Source organism: Rickettsiella grylli (genome assembly GCF_000168295.1).
In the GTDB taxonomy this organism is placed as follows: Bacteria; Pseudomonadota; Gammaproteobacteria; order Diplorickettsiales; family Diplorickettsiaceae; genus Aquirickettsiella; species Aquirickettsiella grylli.
In genome coordinates, this window is the sequence record NZ_AAQJ02000001.1 from 229758 (window position 1) to 248857 (window position 19100).

Here is a 19100-nt window from a genome sequence, read left to right on the forward strand (position 1 = left end):
GACAGGGATAGGAGGCTTGTACAGTGGGCAAAGCTTGTTTATAGTTTTTATAAAATAATAGGTGAAAAATGACTGATATCAAAACAACTTTTCTTAAAGATTACACGCCACCTCATTTTTTAATAAAGCACGTAGAACTTACGTTTCGGCTGGATGAGGCATTAACGCGCGTTAATACACGGATAACATTTCATCGAGCGACAGTAGAAAATAAGCAGGAACCGTTGATTTTACAAGGTGAACAGTGTGAATTGATAGCGATTAAACGGGATGGCCGACGTCTATCAGAAAATGAGTATCAACTGAAAGAAAATACGTTAATTATTTTCGATGTCCCTGAACAATTTAGCCTTGAGATTGAAAATACAATTAAACCGAAAGAAAATGCCGCGCTCAGTGGCTTATATGTTTCACGAGGGATTTTTTGTACACAATGTGAAGCCGAAGGATTCCGACGTATAACTTACTTTTTAGATAGACCTGATATATTAGCCCGCTATACCACAACGATCATTGCTGACAAGTCAAAATACCCTATTTTGTTGTCCAATGGAAATAAAATGGCAGAACACGATTTGAAAAATAATCTACATTCGGTCACGTGGGAAGATCCCTTCAAAAAACCAAGCTACTTATTTGCCTTAGTTGCAGGGGATTTAGAATATTTACAAGATCAATTTGTGACCCAATCACAACGAAAAATTTGTTTACAAATTTTTTCTGAAAAAGGCCAAAAAAATAAATGCTATCATGCGATGAATTCTCTAAAAAAAGCAATGCGTTGGGATGAAGAAGCGTACGGACGTGAATATGATTTAAAACTATTTATGATTGCTGTCATTGATGATTTCAATATGGGGGCTATGGAGAATAAAGGCCTTAATATTTTTAATGCACAAACGCTTTTAGCGGATCCGAATTCAGCGACGGATGCCGATTACAACTATGTTACGAAAGTCGTTGGCCATGAATACTTTCACAATTGGACGGGTAATCGCATAACCTGCCGCGATTGGTTTCAACTGAGTCTGAAAGAAGGCTTAACGGTTTTTCGCGAGCAGGAATTTAGTGAGTCAATAGGCAATCCTGCAACGGAGCGTATCCATACCGTCAGACAATTACGATCGCTGCAATTCGCTGAAGACGGAGGCCCTTTAGCGCACCCGGTGCAACCTGAATCTTACATTGAGATCAATAATTTTTATACGATGACCGTGTATGAAAAAGGTGCTGAAATTATTCGGATGATGAAAGTCTTAGTGGGGCCAGAGGGTTTTCGAAAAGGGATGGATCATTATTTTACGACGCATGATGGGCAAGCCGTGACGATTGAAGATTTTGTTCAATCCATTGAGAAAGGAAGTGGTTATGATCTACAGCAATTTCGGCGTTGGTATCAACAATCCGGTACACCGGAATTGCAGGTTGATTATGATTATTCACACGAGGAAAAAACGTTTCATTTGAGGGTGAAACAACAATGCCCTGCGACGCCGGGTCAACCCATTAAAAAGCCTTTCTATATTCCTTTTGTGATGGCCTTGTTACAGCCTGAAGACGGCCGACCTATTGAATTACAACAGGTAGGAGATGCCAAACCCAGGGGTAGGCAATGTACATTAAAAATAAGAGAAACGGAGCATGTTTTTCAATTTATTCAGGTCAAATCGAAACCTATTCCTTCTTTATTACGACACTTTTCAGCACCTGTAAAACTGAAAGTGAATTATTCTGACGATGATTTAGCCTTTTTAATGCAAACCGATGCCGATGGTTTTAATCGCTGGGATGCCGCACAAGAATTGGCGAGTCGAATTGTATTACGCCGTATTCAATCTTCAGCGGCTCACGATGATCCTGCGGTTAATCAACTCGTTAAAGGGTGTAAAATTTTATTTGCGGAAAATAAACAAGCGAGTAAAGATTTATTGGTCGAAATATTAAGTTTGCCCAGCGAAACGTCGTTCGCAGAAAAAATGTCCATGATTGATATCGATGGTATTCATGAAGGAAGAGAATGGTTACGGGTTCAATGTGCTCAGAAACTAAAAGACCATTTTTTAGCCTGTTATCAACGGTGTCATGATTTAGCACCTTATTGTTTTGACAAAGAATCAGTAGCCCGTCGACGTTTAGCGAATATCAGTTTAATCTATCTGATGCTGTTGCAGGATCCTAACACAAATCATCTTTGTCTGGAGCATTATAAAAAGGCCGATAATTTAACAGACAGAATGGTCGCTTTAAGCGAAATGGTGAACCACAATAGTCCACAAAGTGATTATTTCTTAAATGATTTTTACGAGAAAAATTCACAGAATGGCTTAGTGGTGTGCAAATGGTTAGCACTTCAGGCACGTGCGCCATTATCCGATGCACTGCAGCGGGTAAAAAAATTACTCAAACATCCTGCGTTTGATTGGAAAAATCCAAACAAAATTCGATCACTGATTGGTGTTTTTTGTTCTGAAAATCGCGTTCAATTTCATGATCGTTCAGGTGCAGGTTATTTATTTTTAAGCGAGCAAATACAACGTCTTGACCCTATTAATCCTCAAATAGCTGCACGTTTAGTGAAACCATTGACACAATGGCGTCGTTTTGATGCACAGCGACAATCCCAAATGCATGAGCAATTAGAAAATCTGATGAAAGTGTCTGAACTTTCTCCCGATGTCTACGAAATAGTGAGTAAAAGTTTGTTATGAAGTTTATTTTTAAAATGGAGTAATCGTTTTTGTCGCGGTTTTTTCTGACGAGGTTGGCGTCTAAATCGCCTGTTTTGCTAAGAAGATCCCCACTAAAGCAATGAAGATGCCGATGATCTGTATCACATTGAGTGTTTCTTTAAAAAAGAAAAAGCCAGCTATTGCTGCAACCATTGGCTGGATAAGTAAAGCGATAGATGAAAAGGTAACGGGTAAATAGGGTAATGCATACGCAATTAAGCCTTGCCCTAACACATGTGCAAATAACGCTAAAGCCAGTAAAATAATCCACGCCATGGGCGTTTCAGGCAAAGTGAGTTCATGGGTAATACAACTAATGAAAAGTAAAGTGAGCATACTACTAAAGGTGGATATGGCCATGCTGGTAAACGCTGTAAATTTTTTACGAGCATGGTTTAAAACCAATAAGTAACCGGCATAGAAAAAAGCGGTAATAAAAGCTAATCCGTCCCCTACACGAATCGTTTTATCCATCGGTACGGTGGGTTGAATCAGTATGACAATACCCAGTAAGGCTAATAATAAGCCAACGATTAATTTTTTCTGTGGAGGTTTTTTTAAAACGATCCATCCCCAAAGCGCAATAAGAATGGGTGAAAAGTTAACAATGAGTGAGGAATTTGCAATGGTTGTATATTGGATAGAAAGATGCCAAGTGGATAAATCGCCTCCAAATAAAACACCACACAATAACAGCCAAAGATAATCTTTTAAAATCGGTTTGTGGCGATCATCTGGGCGTGTGTAACCTTGGCCGAGTGACAGTAATGTTAAAATGGGAAAAGCGATAGCCACCCGCCAAAAGCCTGTTGCAATGGGATCCACTTCACTTAAACGGACAAAAATAGGTGCGAAACCGATGGCAACGGCACCGATGACTAAGTAAAGTAACGCACGTTTATGTTTTTTTTCTGAGCCAATCCTTTTTTGCTTTTTGACCATAAATGAAGCTCCAACTCCAATAAGGGAAATCTTACGGTTTGTTTTGAATGCGTTCATGGAATAAATGAGATTCCCTTGCTTAAATTTAAATTAAGTATAGTTTGTTGTGAAAATAGCGATAAGTTTTTATCAATGAAACGAGGTTCTCATGGGATAAGATTTCGTTTAATTCCCCTAAAGTTCTAGAAATATCGTCTATGATAGAAGGTACACCTCTTAAATATGCGCGATAAACAGAGAAAAAATGGACAAATGTGATGTGGGTTTACTATAGGAGTTGTTATCAAATTGCTATGATTGCCATGATGTTGGGGAGCCTCAGTGCTTGCCTGGTGGGACCTGACTTTGAAACACCTCAACCACCGAAGGTCAATCATTACACTAACCCTCCTTGGCCTTGTCGAACGGTCAGTGCGCCAGGACAGGGGGGGGCATCACAAACGTTTGTTCAATGCAAAACCTTTTCAGCAGAATGGTGGCGTTTATTTCACTCGCCAAAAATGAATAAACTGATTTGCCAGGGTATTGCGAAGAGCCCCAATTTAATGGCGGCGAAAGCGACGTTACGTGAAGCACAAGAAAATTTAAGTGCAGGGATCGGTAATGGTTTATTTCCGAGTGTTTCAGCGCAACTGACTGCCCAGCGGGGTTCCAATATAGGATTTTTTAGCCCTTCTACCGTTGCGAGCAATGCCGTAACAACCAGCGGGATCTCTCAAGCGATATTTAATTTATTTAATGCATCCGTTAACGCGAGTTATTTACTTGATTTTTTTGGAGGAATACGAAGGCAAATACAAGGGTTACGATCCCAAGTCGACTATCACTATTTTGAGCTTCGTGCCGCCTATTTGAGCTTAACCTCGAACATTGTAACGGCAGCGATTACGGTCGCATCATTACGTAGACAAATGGATGTAACCCAACAACTCATAAAGGAAGAAGAAAAACAGTTGGCGATTATGAAAAAACAATTTGGTCTAGGCGGGGTTTCGAAAATTGAAGTGCTCGCACAACAAACACAGTTAGCACAAACGCGAGCGACATTCCCCCCCCTGAAAAAAAACTGGGAACAAGCACGCCATTTACTCGCTATTTTGGTGGGCGCTTTTCCTAGCCAACAAGGTGTTATTCCTCGTTTGGACCTAAAAGAACTGCATTTGCCAACGACGTTACCTTTAAGTATTCCTTCTGCTTTAGTGAGACAAAGACCGGATATACGTGCTGCAGAAGCGTTATGGGAAGCGGCGAATGCTCAAGTCGGCGTTGCAACGGCTAATTTATATCCACAGATTGCATTGAGTGGTTCATGGGGAAAATCGAATACGGTGGGCGGTCGGATATTTTCTTCTGGCGGTCAGTTATGGAATATTGGAGGTGGATTATTCCAACCGATATTTCGAGGGGGCGCTTTGTTAGCTGAACGACGCGCTGCTATCGCGGCTTATGATGCAGCGGCGGCAACCTATCAAGAGGCGGTCTTAAAAGCGTTTAAAAATGTAGCGGATACCTTGCGTGCAATAGAAGCCGATGCACGAACGCTACGTGTCCAAAAACAAGCGGAGTTAGCAGCAAATGCTCATTTGAATTTAGTAAAACAACAATTCTATTTAGGGGGGGTGAGTTATCTTTCTTTATTAGATGCACAGCGCCAATATCAGCAAGTCCGTATTCGTTTGATACAAGCGCAAGCGAGTCGATATATGGATACTGCCGCTTTATTTCAAGCATTAGGAGGTGGGTGGTGGACTTCAAATTGTTTGTTTTAGTCAAGGATTGTCAATGTGCGTAGATTAAAAAAGCATTTTAATCGACCGATGATCACGATGCTCATCGGTGTCAGTGTGTTTTTCATGCTGATTTTTGGTTATCAAACGGTTAAATATCTTATTATTCAGCATGTCATGCGAGAAAATAGATCACCTATCGTTACGGTGTCTGCCCAGCGGGTCCACTTTTCAGCATGGCAACCGACGATTTTGGCCTATGGTAGTTTGCGAGCTGTCGATGGTGTTGATGTCACAACGGAATTAGCGGGATTAGTTCGTCAGGTTTATTTGAAACCGGGTTCAGAAGTCAACGAAGGTGATCGTTTAGTTCAACTGAACGCCGATTCGGAAGTAGCGTTGTTACATTCGTTAGAAGCACAAGCGAAATTAGCTGAAATTACGTATCATCGTGATAGCGCACAATTTGCTGTGAAAGCCATTAGTAAAGCGGTGTTGGATACGGATGAGCAAAATTTAAAAAATTTAATGGCACAGGTCGCTCAACAAAAAGCCATTGTTGCGAAAAAAACGTTAAAAGCACCTTTTAGTGGCCGTTTAGGTGTTTCAACGGTGAACGCGGGTCAATATCTTAATCCTGGCGATAAAGTAGTCACTTTGCAAGCGTTAGACCCTTTATACGCTGATTTTTTTATTCCACAACAAAAGTTAGCCCAATTACATCAGGGCGCGAGAGTGAACCTAAAAACAGATACTTACCCCGATAAAGTATTTACTGGAAAGGTGACGACGGTTAACCCTATTGTCGATGTCAATACACGAAACGTGAAGGTGGAAGCCACGATTGCGAATCCACAGTTGAGATTATACCCGGGTATGTTTGTTTCTGCTGAAATACAGACCGGTTTACTCAAACGTTATTTAACGTTGCCTCAGACCGCCATTAGTTTCAATCCCTATGGGGAAATGGTTTACATTGTTCAACAAAAAGGGAAAGATAAAAATGGAAAAACACAGCTGAGCGTTCTACAAACACTTGTGACAACCGGCGAAAAGCGGGGCGATCAAGTGGCTATTCTCGATGGATTAAACGCAGAGGAAATGGTGGTGACCAGTGGACAACTTAAATTAAAGAACGGTAGCCTCGTGGTCATTAATAACGCCGTTGTACCCCATAATAATAAAGCACCGATGGTTAGGGATCAATAAACCAGGAGAACGATTCGGTAGCTTTCATTCAATTACAATTTCGAGTTAAGGATAACGGCTTTTTTATGCATTTTACGGATATTTTTATTCAACGACCTGTATTGGCGACGGTGATTAGCTTATTCATTTTAGTGCTCGGGATTCGTTCGTTAACGCTGTTGCAAATTCGGCAATATCCGTATACGGAAAATGCGGTGATAACGGTTTCGACTGTTTATACCGGTGCTGATCCGGCTTTAATTGCAGGATTTATTACGACACCTTTAGAAAATTCAATCGCTCAAGCTCAAGGAATTGATTATTTAACATCCAGCAGTACGCAAGGAAGTAGTGAAATAAGCGCTCATTTGTTATTAAATTATGATCCCAATAAAGCGCTCACTGAAATTAATACCAAAGTGAATGCTGTTATTAATCAGTTACCTCAACAAGCTCAGCAACCCACATTAAGTATTGCCATTGGTGAAACAATCAATTCGATGTATATCGGGTTTTACAGCCCGAAGTTAGCAAGCAATCAAATTACCGATTATTTGACGCGTGTGGTACAATCTCAGTTACAGGCTATCCACGGCGTACAACAAGCTGAAATTGTGGGCCAACATTTATTTTCACTCCGGGCGTGGTTGGATCCTGCTAAATTAGCTTCTTACGGTTTGGGGGCTGATGAGGTTGCTCACGCGTTATCGGATAACAATTTTATTGCTGCAGTAGGACGTACAAAAGGAGGTATGGTTACGGTTGATTTGACGATAAGCACCGGTTTAACTCATTTAGAACAATTTCAAAACTTAATTATCAAAGCACACAATGGTGCCATTATCCGTTTAAAAGATGTTGGTAAAGTGACTTTAGGTTCACAAAGCTATGATACAGCCGTAAAGTTTGACAATAAACCCGCTGTTTATATTGGTATTAAAATCGCACCCACGGCCAATGTACTTTCTGTCATCAAAAATATACGAAAAGCGATACCGGACATTTTTGCTCAGTTGCCGCAAGGTTTAAATGGAAAAATTGTTTATGATGAAAGTCGTTACATCAATAGTGCTATTCGTGAAGTAATGACCAGTTTAGTCGAAGCGCTCGTGATTGTGACGCTCGTTATTTTTTTATTTTTAGGCTCTGTTCGTTCGGTCATTATACCGGTTATTGCGATGCCGTTGTCCTTAATCGGGGCCTTTTTTATTATGTTGTTGCTGGGCTATACAATCAATTTATTGACCTTGTTAGCTTTAGTTTTAGCAATCGGTTTAGTGGTGGATGATGCGATTATTATTGTCGAAAATATTTATCGACATATTGAACAGGGTCAATCCGTTTTTGAATCCGCTATCCAGGGTGCACGAGAGCTTGCTATTCCGATTATCTCGATATCCGTCGTTTTAATTGCCGTTTATGTCCCTATCGGTTTTATGGGAGGACTAACGGGCGCGCTTTTTACCGAGTTTGCATTTACGTTAGCCGGAGCAGTCGCGATTTCTGCGATTATTGCATTAACGCTTTCGCCCATGATGTGTTCACTGTCATTAAAACCACCTATCAAAGGCTCCTCGAGAGGTTTTGTTGGTTTTATTGATGATAAATTTGAACAATTGCGTGATTATTATGAAAAAATTTTGGAACGATCATTAAATAATGTTTCTGTTACACTGGTATTTGCACTCATTATCTTAAGCAGTATTTATTTTTTGTATGCTACTTCTAAGCGTGAATTAGCGCCACAGGAAGATCAAGGAATCATTATTAGTGTGCTGACGGCGGCACCCAATGCAACGTTGCAGCAAACCCAATTATATTCCAATCAAATGTTTCAAATTTTTAAATCCTATTCTGAAACGGATCATATTTTTCAATTAGATGGTGTGAATGGATTGAATACGAGTATTGGCGGAATGGTTTTTAAACCGTGGAATGAACGCAAACGGACGACCAATGAACTACAACCCCAGATACAACAATCACTCGATGGGATTGCAGGAGCACGCGTCGCCGCGTTTCAAAAACCTTCTTTGCCTGGCGGAGGAAGCGGTTTACCGGTACAATTCGTTATTACAACCACCGATGATTATGTTAAATTAAATGATGTTTCTCAACGTTTGTTAGATGAAGCGCGCCAGAGTGGTTTATTTGTTTATTTAGATAGCGATCTAAAATTAGATAAACCGCAAACAAGTATTCAACTGGATCGGAATAAAGCGTCTTTGCTGGGTTTGACTATGGCTGATGTGGGAAATTTATTGGCTTCTGCGATGAGCGAGAATTATATCAATTATTTTAATTTTGATGGCCGTTCCTATCAGGTTATTCCTCAAGTCATGCAAGGTTATCGTTTGAATGCCGATCAACTGCTGAATTATTATTTAAAGTTGCCGAATGGGACGACGATTTCTTTATCCACGATAGCGCGATTAAAAACACTCGTCGTACCCGAATCCATTAATCATTTTCAGCAATTGAATTCAGCGACCATCTCAGCGATTCCTTTTCCTGGGGTTGCGATGGGTGAGGCGCTGCAAGGATTGAAAACGATGACTAAAAAAATATTTCCAGAAAATTACAATATGGATTATGCAGCACAATCCCGTCAATATCAGCAAGAAAGCAGCGCGTTGATGTTAACTTTTTTCTTAGCGTTAATTATTATTTTTCTTTGTTTGGCCGCACAATTTGAGAGCTTTCGAGATCCTTTTATTATTTTAGTCAGCGTACCGATGTCAATGTGCGGTGCACTTATTTTTATCAGTTTAGGTATTGGCGGTGCAAGTTTAAATATCTATACTGAAGTGGGATTAGTCACATTGATTGGCCTTATTAGCAAACATGGAATTTTAATTGTGCAATTTGCAAATGATAGGCAGCAAGAAGGGCATGAAAAACGAGACGCGATACAAATGGCGGCTGGAATTCGACTGCGACCTATTTTAATGACGACAGCATCCATGGTCTTAGGGGTTATTCCATTGATTTTGGCGACAGGGGCCGGTGCGATGAGTCGCTTTAATATTGGTTTAGTGATTGCCTCTGGAATTTCGATAGGGACATTATTTACATTATTTGTACTTCCTGCTATGTATTTAGTCTTTGCCGAAGAACATCACAGCAAACGTCGTGCGAACGATATAGAAAGTGATCAACGATTAACAACACCATAATTTCTTTCTATTGAAAGGGAAAGAATATAGAAACTATCAATTTTTTTAGAAGCAATTGAATTTTAATAGGGATATGGGTATGCGATTCAAGCGAATTATTTTTTTGTTGTTGGTTGTAAGTGTGAGCACTCAGACGTCAGCGACTGAAATTATTGTCAAAGAGAATGTTTATGAGCAAGCGATTATTCGTGAATGGATGAATAAAATAGATAGTCTGTTAGGTAGAAATCAACCCGGGGGTTTTGATCAACCGTGTGGGTGGATGTGTCGGATTAATGTGAGTGGTTGGATGAACACCGATGCTTATATCACGAATACCCCCCCTATTTTTATAACCGAAATTCCATTTGATAATCTATTCGATATTTCCGAAATCCCCATTGTACTGGCGAGCAATAGAACCTCTGATCTCCTCTTAAATAATGCCAACTTATTTATTGATACGCGGGTTAATCCTTGGATGAAAGCCGAAATCTCATTGGTATATAGTTCATTGTCTCCTTTTCCAGGTGGGGAAGGGAGGTATCAAATTCCGAATTCATTATTAATTTATAAGCCCATAAATAGAATAAATCTTGATACGGCTTATATCACATTACAAAATTTAACGATTTCCCCGCTTTATTTACGGTGGGGTAAAGAATATGTGCCTTTTGGAAAATATGATCCTTACAGTTTTGTAGTCAGTGAAAATCCTACGCAACTCCTCAGTGAAATCAACGCAACAACGATTCAATTAGGTTTTACCATGCCGAACGGACTTTATGGTTCTATTTATACATTTGCGGGTCAGCCTCGATTAGCAGATGGGGGGGTAACACGTCGGATACAAAACGGAGGTGCCAGCTTCGGTTATACCTACTCGGATTGCATGAGTAATTTTACGATTGATGGAGGATATATCGGCAGTATCACAGACACTAATTTTTTATCTTCTTATTATACGAATACGAATATCGAGGTCCCTTTTTTAATTCCAGGCCTTCCTAATGCTAATCAAACGACTATCCCCGGATTACCTGATCAAAAAGTACCAGCCTATACTGTTAATGCTGAATTTCAGTGGGGGCCTTTCGATGTGAATGGGCATTATATTGCGACAACACGAGATTTTAGGAAACCGCTTTTATTAGCTTTTCCGGTAACGCCTTCACCTGATCAGTTATCGGTACTGACCTTTAAAAAACCAAAACTGTGGGGTTTTGAATTGGGTCTTACTTTTCCTGCTATCGCGAATCAAACTCGACTGGCAGTAGGTTATCAGGCCACAAAGCATTTAGCGGGTCTTTTGCCCAGACAACGGATTTATGTTGATTATCTAATGAACATTAGTCAATGGTTTGATATTGGTGTTGCGATCATTCAAAACAAAGACTACGCATTGGGTGAAGATCAATTGAGTGAAATAACACCAACGGGCCGACGTCTCATTATCGCGCCGGGAGCGTCCGGAAATAAATCAACGGTAGGACAATTACGTGCAAGTATTAAATTTGCTTAAGGTTAAATGTGTGGATTCAAAGAACGCGAAACCGCTTGACGTCGTTGCCAGTTTTTTAAATAAAGCTGTGCTAATGAGTGGTCCCTAATCACTAATAAGTTTTCAGCATTATGAGCTTGTGCCGCTTTCGTGAAATTAAAGGACCCCGTAATGACTTCTTTTTCGTCAATAATCATCACCTTGTTATGGGCGATGGCCGGTTTATAATCTATCCAACAAGGAATATGTTGATGAATTAAAAAATGTGAAGCGCTATAGCGTTGTGTTCTTTGGCTTTTATCGAGTATTACGTTGACGTTCACACCACGTTTTTTAGCGGCAACCAAATGTTCGGCAATCGCAGCGGATGTAAAACTATAAGCCTGTACAAAAATAGATTTTTTAGCGGCATCGATAACATCCGTAATTTCCTCGGTGCAATTTTGACCCGGTGTAAAACAAGCCTGCAACGTAGGGCAATTTTTGATTTTATTGATAGCAAAGCTTGTCGTTATAAGGCATGGTGACAGAAGAAAAACAAGGAATAATTTTTTTAACATCGATAGGGAATCCCCGTTTTTTTTAATAATAGAGTTAGTTTAATAAGGTTTTTAAAAGGGGTGCGAGCTCTCTTTTTTGTATACCGCACCGTAAGTGTCTTACTCTTAAAATAGCGTTTAAATCGGAAAGTGCATTCGAAAAATTGTCGTTGACGATTAAATAATCATACTCATCATAATGCGCTAATTCAGCTTTCGCATCGGCCATCCGTTTTTTTATAACGTGTTCTTTATCTTGAGCTCTCAGATGGAGTCTTTTTTCTAATACGTCCCATGACGGGGGGATGATAAAGATTCCAATGGATTCAGGCATTTTTTTTCTTATTTGCTGCGCGCCTTGCCAATCAATTTCAAGTATAACATCGACTCCCGTTTCAATTTTTTTAATGACCCAGTTCAGTGAGCTGCCATAATAATGGCCAAAAACAAGGGCGTATTCTAATAATAATTTTTTGTGAATAAGCGCTTTAAATTCAGTTTGATTCATAAAATAATAATCGACGCCTTCTTTTTCACCGGGACGCGGCGGTCGCGTGGTATAGGAAATAGAAACCTCTAAATTAGATACAGAGGCTAATAATGCATTAACGAGACTGGTTTTTCCACCACCCGAAGGTGCTGATATAATGTAAAGTGTTCCAGGGATATTCATCATAATTTACTCAATATTCTGTACTTGTTCACGCATTTCCTCTATTAACACTTTGATGTTCACAGCGGATAAGGTTAATTCTGCATTGAATGATTTAGCCGCTAAAGTATTTGCTTCTCGGTTTAATTCTTGTAATAAAAAATCGAGTTGTTTGCCGTGGACTTGATTTTTTATTAACAAATTTTTAAATTCAGTAAGATGAATGGTTAAGCGGTCTAATTCTTCGGCGACGTCAGTCTTCTGAGCAAATAATAGCATTTCTTGTTCTAAACGGTTAGCGTCTAAACTGGCTTTAATTTCCTGTAATCGAGCTGAAATTTTTTCGCGTTGTCGGTTTAAAAGTTGAGGAAGTTGCGTCTGAATATACTTAATGCAATGTATCAGCTTAAGAATACGTCGATTTAATACACCAAAAATAGCGTGGCCTTCTGTCTGACGGACGTTACAAAAATTATTTAAAGTATCCGTCAATAAAGCCATTAACTCAGTTTGTATTTCATGGGGTTGTAACTCGGGAAATTGAAGTAAATGCGGCCATCGAAGCAGTTCTCCAGGATTGAAAGCCCGTTTACTCTGACTGAGTTGAGCAATTTCTTTGTATGCGTTTATAAGCGATTGCGCTAATGGTTTATCGATGGTTATCGGAATCGCTTTATTAGGATAAGGTTTATAGTGTAATTTTATGTCTACTCTGCCGCGGTGCACATTTTTTTGCATTTGTTTTCGAATCAAAGGTTCTAAATGGCTAAAGTTATCTGGCAACGACAGTATAATGTCTAGATAACGATGGTTGACACTCCGAATTTCCCAAGCGGCTTGACCCCATTCAGCGTGTTTTTCTTTTTTGGCAAAAGCCGTCATGCTATTTATCATGGTAATTTTAACATCAAAAAGTATAATGCCTATTTTTAGCGATTCTATTTTAATTACTCTACAAATAAAATCTAGTTATAAAAGGAAAATAAACAATGCGTGCATCCCAACGTGCTCTTGATGAACTTCGTGCAATTACGCTGATCCGTTCTTATACAAATTATGCAGAAGGATCGGTATGGGTGGCTTTCGGTCAGACTAAAGTACTGTGTACCGCGAGTATTATACCGGGTGTGCCCAAATTTTTAAAAGGATCCAATCACGGTTGGATTACAGCAGAATATGGAATGTTGCCTCGTGCAACACATACCCGTTCTGACAGAGAGGCCAGTCGAGGGAAACAAACCGGTCGAAGTCTAGAAATTCAACGCTTGATTGGCCGGGTTTTACGGATGAGTGTCGATTTAAAACAATTGGGTGAAAATACTATTTTTTTAGATTGTGATGTCATTCAAGCAGATGGTGGAACACGAACAGCCGCGATAACCGGCGCAAGTGTTGCATTAAAAGATGCCTTGGCAACGATGAAAGGGGAAATGAAATACAATCCGTGGTGTTTTCTCGTGGCTGCAGTATCCGTAGGAATTTATAAAGGACAAGCACTTTTGGACCTCGATTATGAGGAAGACTCTCACGCTGAAATGGATATGAATGTCATTATGACCGAACAAGGTAAGCTCTTGGAAATACAGGCGACGGCAGAAAAAGCTGCTTTTTCTAAGCAGCAATTAAATCAATTATTAAATTTAGCAGAAACAGGTATAAAGCAATGTGTTAAAAAACAAAAAGAAGTTTTAGGCGAAAACTAAAAAATTTTTACGCTGTTTTATTAGAAAAAAGAGGAATCGATCGTCATTTCTAAAATGAAAAATTTTTGAACAGGTCGACTTTATTGAATAGGATCAAGAATTAAATCAAAAAATTGCTAAAATAAAATAGATTAGTGGTTTTCATAAAAAATTGAATGTACTCACTGAGAATTTAAAATGCTCAAGCGTGACATTTCCCCAAGTAATCTATTCATTGCTGCAGCAGGAGGCATGATAGGGTCAGCATGGTTGTTTACCCCTTTTATCGGAGCGAGAATTGCGGGGCCTAATGCACTGGTCAGTTGGGTCATTGCGGCCTTTTTTATGTTATTCATCGCGCTTCCTTTGTGTGAGTTAGGGGCGATGCTTCCTATTTCCGGAGGGTTATCCAATTATCCAACGTATACACATGGCAAAGAAGTTGGGTTTTTATTTTCGTGGATTATCTGGTTGGCCTATGTGGTGATGACTCCGATAGAAATTCAGGCTATTTTACAATATAGCAGTCACTTTTTTCCTGTGTTTTTAATGAAAGAATCGACTTATTTTAAATTATCTCCGATAGGTTATTTGGCCGCAATTTTTCTGATGTTTTTTATTGCCGTGCTGAATAGTTATGGTATTAAATTTTTATCAGAATGTACCAAATATGCCAGTATAATCAAGTTTCTTTTACCAACAATAGCCATTGTTGCGTTCATTCATCATTCACCAAGTTTAAAAAACATCACACTTGATTTAACACACAAAGCCCGTTGGAGAGAACTATTTTCAGCATTATCTGCAGGCGGTATCGCATTTGCCTTTACAGGGTTTCAAAACGGATTGATCTTAGCCGGTGAAGTGAAGAATCCACAAAAAAGCATTCCTATTGCCATTTTAGGTGCTGTATTCGTAGGCTTTATCCTCTATTTTATGTTGCAATTAAGTTTTCTTATGGCCGTGCCACACCGTTATCTGCAACAGGGATGGCACCAGTTTAATTTTCCAGGTGATAGCGGGCCTTTAGTGGGTTTAAGTTTATTATTGGGTCTTGGCATGGTTGCTTTTTTATTATTAGTTGACGCGATATTTTCCCCGTTGGGAACAACGTTAGTTTACACGGCTGCTACCTCCCGAATTCTTTACGGCATGGCGTTGAATAAACATTTACCCCCATTTTTTTTGAAGCTGAACCGTTATAAAATCCCTTATAGGACACTTTATGCAAATTTTTTAGTCGGGATTTGTGCGTTTTTGCCTTTTCAAGGCTGGCAAAAAATGGTTGCCTTTCTCTCTTCAGCGAGCATACTTTCTTATGGAATCGGTCCTCTTTGTTTGTTAGCTTTACGGAAAATACATCCTTCGCAACCGCGTCCTTTTAGATTACAGGGAAGTTTAATGATGTGTCATAGTGCATTCTATGCGGCTAATTTAATGCTGTATTGGTGTGGTTTTTCGGTGATATGGAAACTGTATAGTGCTGTTTTCATAGGATTTATTATTTATTGTTGTTATCAAAAAACTCGGTTTTGGATTCGTAATTATAGTTTATATTGGTTTTTTTCGTATTTATCTATTTTAATGCTAGTGTCTTATTTAGGTTCTTTTGGTGGTATTGCATGGCTTAAATTTCCTTTTGGTATGTTAATCTTGTTTCCATTGAGTGTATTAATGCTTTATCTATCGCAATATTGTTTAGTTTATGACAAAGAGGGGGCTGAGTCGTTTGCATTGCTGGATAAACAATGACAAGCGGTGTGACATTCAAGTGAACAACGCAATTTTAAAAGGCATAGGCTGAATAATCGGCCAATAAAACATGAAATGAAGCCCCCAATGAAAATAGTTTATTCAAGATTCAATGATGAAGGATCACATCGGTCTACATTGTTGCAGTGTGCCGTCATAATGACCAGTAGAAGCGACTGTCAATGGATTGACCTCCATAGCACTATATTTTTTTTGTAATTCATATTGATCAACCCAGTGAGGAAACATTTCATATAATTGAGTGTAGTTTTTATTGTGAGCGATCAATTTATTGTGCTCATTCGGATTTTCTTCGCTCAGTTTAATGAGTTGTTGAAGGTGGTCGCCAATCGTATTTGCATAACCTCTTTGCGCACCATCTTCAAAAATAATAATTTCTAGCGACCGAAGACAACCGTTTAACCTTTTTTGGTATTCTGTCAGTTCTTGTTTTTTTTCCGGAATAAATTCCTTACAAAGAAGCGCTTGTTCAATATTTTTTTTGTTTAGATTGCAAAACACCCACGAATCATAGATTGCTGTTTTTTGATTGATAGAGATCACTTCAAATCCATTCAATTGAACGTGGATTTCTCTTCGATCAAAGGCGGGGAATAGTTCGTTGACTTGAATTCTAGGATCACTTGGTATTTCTAAAAAATAATAACGACCGCGAAAAGTGATTTTATCGGGATCGAATCCGAGCTGTTTTAATTGAGCGAATTCTTTTTTATTAGGCGCACGAGAACCAAAGGGTATTTCCATAAATCACCTTTATTACATGGGAGTTAATGAGTATATTTTAATTATTTCTTTTTTAAACCCAGCGTCATTGAAAATGGACGAATAAATGGGCGTGATTGGTGTGGATCCGCGAAATATTCATTTTAAGCATCGCCGATAATACGTACTTCAGGGATCAAGCGAATATGAAACTGATGGAATACAGTCTCTGCAATTTTTTCAATTAAGGCTTCGATGTCAGCCGCGCTAGCGTTCCCTTTATTCAATATAAAATTAGCATGTTTGGTGGATACAGCGGCATTCCCAATGGATAAACCTTTAAGCCCGCATGCTTCGATTAAGCGGGCTGCATAATCACCGGGAGGATTGCGAAACACTGAACCGCAATTGGGTTCATTTGTGGGTTGTGTGTCTGTACGGTATTTCAACAAATGTCGTATGTTATTGAAGGCGTCTTCTTTGTTACCGGGTTTTAAATGAAATTCTGCACCTAAATAATATTCTCCCGGAAATACACTGACGGTACGGTAAGCAATGTTATAATCACGGGGATAACGAATTTTTTTCTCCCCGTGTCGATTGACAACAAGAACGGATTGAACAATATTCCATGTTTCGCAACCATCGCATCCGGCATTCATCACTAAAGCACCACCAATAGTGCCAGGAATGCCCGCTAAAAATTCAGCGCCCATTAAATTTTTTCGGGCAGCGAACCGGGCGAATGCGGGAGAAGCAACACCAGCGTCGGCATAAAGTGTCACGTCATTTATACGGTTTAATTGAGTGAGTGAACCTTGCGTAATGACCACTGTTCCGTTGATCCCGTTATCGCGGATCAACGTATTGCTCCCTAAACCTAAAAAAAACAACGGTTCTTCTGGCGATAACTGTTTAATAAAGTGAATTAAATCGTCGATATCAGAAGGTTTATACAATTGATTTGCGTGACCACCGACGTGCCATGACGTATATTCAGCTAATTTTGTATTTTTAAGAAGTTCTCCTTTTAAATTTTTCATCATCTACTCACGCTGAACAGAAAGTGCTAATTTTTGTGCAATGCTACCGATATCTCCGGCACCTTGTAAAAGTAAAACATCACCATCTTGAATGATTTCATCTAAAATGGACATCAGTTTTTCTTTATCTTCAATATGGATAGGGTTTATTTGCTTATTTAAATGAATTGACTTTAACAAAGCCGCACTGTCTGCGCCAGAAATAACTGCTTCTCCTGCCGCGTAAACATTTAAAAGTAACAAATGATCGACTTGAGATAAAATTTTTACAAAATCAGAAAATAAGTCCCGTGTTCGAGTATAGCGATGCGGTTGATACGTCATGACGAGACGACGGTCGGGCCATGCGTGACGAATTGCTTTTAAGGTCGCTGCAATTTCACGGGGATGATGTCCATAATCATCAATTAACAACGCATCTCCATGTTTACAGGTCAATTTCCCTAAGACTTGAAAACGTCGATCAACGCCACTGAAATGGGATAAAGCCTTGCAGATGACGTCGTTTTTAATGCCCAGTTCAGAAGCAACAGCAATAGCGGCAAGCGCATTTAAAGCGTTATGCTCACCGGGGAGATTTAAAATGATATCCATTGGCTTTTTCTTTGGTCGAAGGACACGAAAATAGTTTTTAATTTCTTTTTGCTGAAAAGAAGTAATCCTAATATCGGCATCTTCACTAAATCCATACGTGAGAATAGGGCGCATAATATCCGGTAAGATCGAACGGATAAACGGATCATCACAACACAGAACGGCTAAGCCGTAAAAAGGCAAATGCCATAAGAATTCTAAAAAGCTTTTTTTTAATTGTTGAAAATTCCCACTATAAGTGCCCATATGATCCCTATCGATATTGGTCACAATAGCAATCATCGGTTTTAAATAGAGAAAAGAGGCATCGCTTTCGTCTGCTTCAGCGACCAGATAACGGCCTGACCCTAAACGTGCATGTGTACGGGTACTGTTTAATTTACCACCAATGACAAACGTGGGATCAAGCCCGCCTTCTCCCAATAAACTGGCCACTAAACTTGTTGTGGTTGTTTTTCCATGTGTTCCTGCAACGGCGATGCTGTAACGAAAGCGCATTATTTCTGCGAGCATTAACGCTCGAGGAACGACCGGTATCAACGCATGGCGCGCGGCCTGAATTTCAACATTGTCGCAAGATACCGCACTCGAATAGACAATGACATCGGCATCACGGATATACTTTTCATGATGCCCGTGCTTTATTGTAGCGCCTAATTTTTGTAGATGCCGAGTGATGGTGTTTTCTTGAAGATCGGAGCCCGAAATACGATAACCTTCATTTAATAAAATTTCAGCAATACCACCCATGCCTGCACCACCAATACCGACAAAATGGAGATGTCGAATGCGTCCCATTTGATGTTCAACAAAAGGGATTTTCATATCTAAAAAACCTATCGTGTAAATGAGAAGTCGTATTGTGTCATTAGT

At 39.5% G+C, this 19100-nt stretch carries 14 protein-coding genes; 7 read left to right on the forward strand and 7 right to left on the reverse strand.

The genetic code is table 11. From position 1 onward, the window contains the following. Window positions 1–68: 68 nt before the first annotated feature. Window positions 69–2708 carry an aminopeptidase N gene (pepN, locus tag RICGR_RS01050; protein WP_006034845.1) on the forward strand — a complete coding sequence of 880 codons (2640 nt, stop codon included), beginning with the start codon at window positions 69–71 and terminating at the stop codon, window positions 2706–2708. A 60-nt stretch (window positions 2709–2768) separates the two neighbouring features. Here pepN and RICGR_RS01055 read toward each other — a convergent pair whose 3' ends face one another. Next, on the reverse strand, window positions 2769–3671 hold the full coding sequence (locus RICGR_RS01055) for a DMT family transporter (protein ID WP_006035501.1): 903 nt from the start codon (window positions 3669–3671) through the stop codon (window positions 2769–2771). Window positions 3672–3928: 257 nt separating this feature from the next. Between RICGR_RS01055 and RICGR_RS01060 the strand changes: the two genes are divergently transcribed. The 4 genes from RICGR_RS01060 to RICGR_RS01075 all read left to right on the forward strand — a co-directional run bounded on the left by RICGR_RS01060 (window position 3929) and on the right by RICGR_RS01075 (window position 11263). After that, on the forward strand, window positions 3929–5440 hold the full coding sequence (locus RICGR_RS01060; RefSeq protein WP_040615073.1) for an efflux transporter outer membrane subunit: 1512 nt from the start codon (window positions 3929–3931) through the stop codon (window positions 5438–5440). A 15-nt stretch (window positions 5441–5455) separates the two neighbouring features. Then, window positions 5456–6607 (forward strand): efflux RND transporter periplasmic adaptor subunit, encoded by a 1152-nt coding sequence (locus RICGR_RS01065; protein WP_006034879.1) that lies wholly within the window; start codon window positions 5456–5458, stop codon window positions 6605–6607. Window positions 6608–6672: 65 nt separating this feature from the next. After that, on the forward strand, window positions 6673–9762 hold the full coding sequence (locus RICGR_RS01070; protein WP_006035669.1) for an efflux RND transporter permease subunit: 3090 nt from the start codon (window positions 6673–6675) through the stop codon (window positions 9760–9762). A 121-nt stretch (window positions 9763–9883) separates the two neighbouring features. After that, on the forward strand, window positions 9884–11263 hold the full coding sequence (locus RICGR_RS01075) for an LbtU family siderophore porin (RefSeq protein WP_240992175.1): 1380 nt from the start codon (window positions 9884–9886) through the stop codon (window positions 11261–11263). A 2-nt stretch (window positions 11264–11265) separates the two neighbouring features. On the opposite strand, the gene RICGR_RS01080 is transcribed toward RICGR_RS01075, so the two are convergent. Genes RICGR_RS01080 through RICGR_RS01090 form a run of 3 tightly spaced genes read right to left on the reverse strand, consistent with a single transcriptional unit; the run spans window position 11266 to window position 13315 of the window. Beyond that, window positions 11266–11802, reverse strand: coding sequence for a phospholipase D family nuclease (locus RICGR_RS01080; protein WP_006035017.1), 537 nt, complete (start codon window positions 11800–11802; stop codon window positions 11266–11268). Window positions 11803–11836: 34 nt separating this feature from the next. Next, window positions 11837–12457, reverse strand: a complete 621-nt coding sequence (gene gmk, locus RICGR_RS01085; protein ID WP_006035845.1) for a guanylate kinase — start codon at window positions 12455–12457, stop codon at window positions 11837–11839. Window positions 12458–12460: 3 nt separating this feature from the next. Beyond that, window positions 12461–13315: a YicC/YloC family endoribonuclease gene (locus RICGR_RS01090; protein WP_050763962.1), complete on the reverse strand. Its 855-nt coding sequence runs from the start codon at window positions 13313–13315 to the stop codon at window positions 12461–12463. Between the two features lie 107 nt (window positions 13316–13422). Here RICGR_RS01090 and rph point away from each other — a divergent pair, with 107 nt between their 5' ends. Beyond that, the gene (gene rph / locus RICGR_RS01095) at window positions 13423–14136 is read left to right on the forward strand and encodes a ribonuclease PH (RefSeq protein ID WP_006035994.1); all 714 of its coding nucleotides are present in this window, start codon (window positions 13423–13425) and stop codon (window positions 14134–14136) included. A 177-nt stretch (window positions 14137–14313) separates the two neighbouring features. Continuing rightward, window positions 14314–15867 (forward strand): APC family permease, encoded by a 1554-nt coding sequence (locus RICGR_RS01100; protein WP_006035347.1) that lies wholly within the window; start codon window positions 14314–14316, stop codon window positions 15865–15867. Between the two features lie 123 nt (window positions 15868–15990). Here RICGR_RS01100 and RICGR_RS01105 read toward each other — a convergent pair whose 3' ends face one another. The 3 genes from RICGR_RS01105 to murC all read right to left on the reverse strand — a co-directional run bounded on the left by RICGR_RS01105 (window position 15991) and on the right by murC (window position 19052). Beyond that, entirely contained in the window at window positions 15991–16632 is a 642-nt protein-coding gene (locus RICGR_RS01105) for a hypothetical protein (protein ID WP_006036006.1), read from the reverse strand. Between the two features lie 122 nt (window positions 16633–16754). Then, window positions 16755–17636: a UDP-N-acetylmuramate dehydrogenase gene (gene murB / locus RICGR_RS07830; RefSeq protein ID WP_006035644.1), complete on the reverse strand. Its 882-nt coding sequence runs from the start codon at window positions 17634–17636 to the stop codon at window positions 16755–16757. Continuing rightward, the gene (murC, locus tag RICGR_RS07835; RefSeq protein ID WP_006034753.1) at window positions 17637–19052 is read right to left on the reverse strand and encodes a UDP-N-acetylmuramate--L-alanine ligase; all 1416 of its coding nucleotides are present in this window, start codon (window positions 19050–19052) and stop codon (window positions 17637–17639) included. It abuts the gene before it with no gap. Window positions 19053–19100: the final 48 nt, after the last annotated feature.